The 1,648-nt window shown below is 72.0% G+C and carries 1 protein-coding gene; it reads right to left on the bottom strand.

Translation table 11 applies throughout. The features are described 5' to 3' along the window. Window positions 1-14: 14 nt before the first annotated feature. Window positions 15-986, bottom strand: coding sequence for a hypothetical protein (locus tag ACFVHV_RS43765; protein WP_380359477.1), 972 nt, complete (start codon window positions 984-986; stop codon window positions 15-17). Window positions 987-1,648 lie beyond the last annotated feature (662 nt).

The raw sequence follows: 1,648 nt of genomic DNA, 5'->3' as shown, positions 1-1,648 counted from the left end.
GCCAGGGGAGCTGCTCAGCTCTTGTCGGCGGCGGCCTCGGCGCCAGCGTCGGCGGCCTTCGGCTCGGCCTCGGCGGCCTTGGTGTCCTCGGCCTCGGCCTTGGTGTCGGCCTTGGCGTCCTGGACCTCCTGGACGCGCTCGGGGACGACGCCGTCGAAGTCCTCGTCGATCTCGAGGTCGTCCTCGTCGTAGAACTCCTCGACGTCCTCCTCGTCCTCGAAGATCACGCGGTCGTCGGCGTTGTCGCCGCCACCGCGCTTCTTCGCCGGCGCATCCGTCGACTCGGTCTCGTCCTCGGCCAGCTCCGGGTCGAGCGTGTCGATGAACTCCACGCCGTCGATCTCGGCCAGCCGCTCCGAGGCGTTGGTGGTGCCGTCGGTGTCGGCCTCTGCGGCCTTGGCGAACCAGTCACGGGCCTCGTCGGCCCGGCCGGCTGCGATCAGGGCCTCGGCATAGGCGTACCGCAGGCGCGCGGTCCACGCGTGCACGGCGCTGGAAGCCAGCTCCGGGCTCTGCAGCGTCACCACGGCAGCGTCGAACTGCTCCATGTCGCTGCGGGCACCGGCCGCCACGAGACGCATCTCGACCTGGCCGGCCTTGTCCAGCTGCTTCACCTCGGGCTCACCGGCCATCGCCAGCGCCCGCTCCGGGCGGCCCAGACCGCGCTCGCAGTCGGCCATCACCGGCCACAGGTCCACCCGGCCGGTCATCCGACGGGCGGCGCGGAACTCGGTCAGCGCCTCGGAGTAACGCTGCGTCATGTACGAGGCGAAACCGGCCGCCTCACGGACAGCCGCCACGCGGGAGGCCAGACGGAGCGCGACGCGCGAGTACTGGTAGGCCTCCTCCGGCTCGCTGTCGAGCATGCGGGCCACCATCACCAGGTTGCGGGCGACGTCGTCCGCAAGGGTCTTGGGCAGGCTCTTGAGCTCCTGGCGCACGTCCGCGTCCAGCTCGAAGCCGGTGATGTCCTCCGGGATCGGCAGACGCTTGACGGGCTCGTAGTTGCCCCGGCGGTCGTCGTAGCCACCGCGGTCGCCGCCGCGGTCGTCACGGTCACGGCCGTAGCCGCCGCCCTGGCGGTCGTCACGACGGAAACCGCCGCGGTCGCCACCACGGTCGTCGCGACGGAAACCACCCCGGTCACCGCCGGACGGACGGTCGTCACGGCGGAAGCCACCACCGGAGGGGCGGTCGCCGCGGTCACGGTTGAAGCCACCGCCGGAGGGACGGTCGTCACGACGGAAGCCGCCGCGGTCGTCGCGGTCACGGTTGAAGCCACCACCGGACGGGCGGTCGTCACGACGCGGACGGTCGTCACGGTCGTCACGACGGAAACCACTCGGGCGGTCGTCACGGCGGAAGCCACCACCGGTCGGGCGGTCGCCGCGGTCACGGTTGAAGCCACCGCCGGAGGGGCGGTCGTCACGACGGAAGCCGCCGCGGTCGCCGCCGCGGTCGTCACGGTCACGGTTGAAACCGCCGCCGGAGGGACGGTCGTCACGACGGAAGCCGCCGCGGTCGTCGCGGTCACGGCCGTAGCCACCACCGGACGGACGGTCACCGCGGTCACGGTTGAAACCGCCACCGGAGGGACGGTCTTGCAGACCGAATTACACACAGGTAGGTCGGTCTCCGCGGTAACGGG

Origin of the sequence: Kitasatospora sp. NPDC127116, from assembly GCF_042677365.1 — a bacterium.
In the GTDB taxonomy this organism is placed as follows: Bacteria; Actinomycetota; Actinomycetes; order Streptomycetales; family Streptomycetaceae; genus Kitasatospora; species Kitasatospora lactacystinica.
Note: the sequence above shows the minus strand (reverse complement) of the source record. Positions and strands in the feature narration are given on the sequence as shown.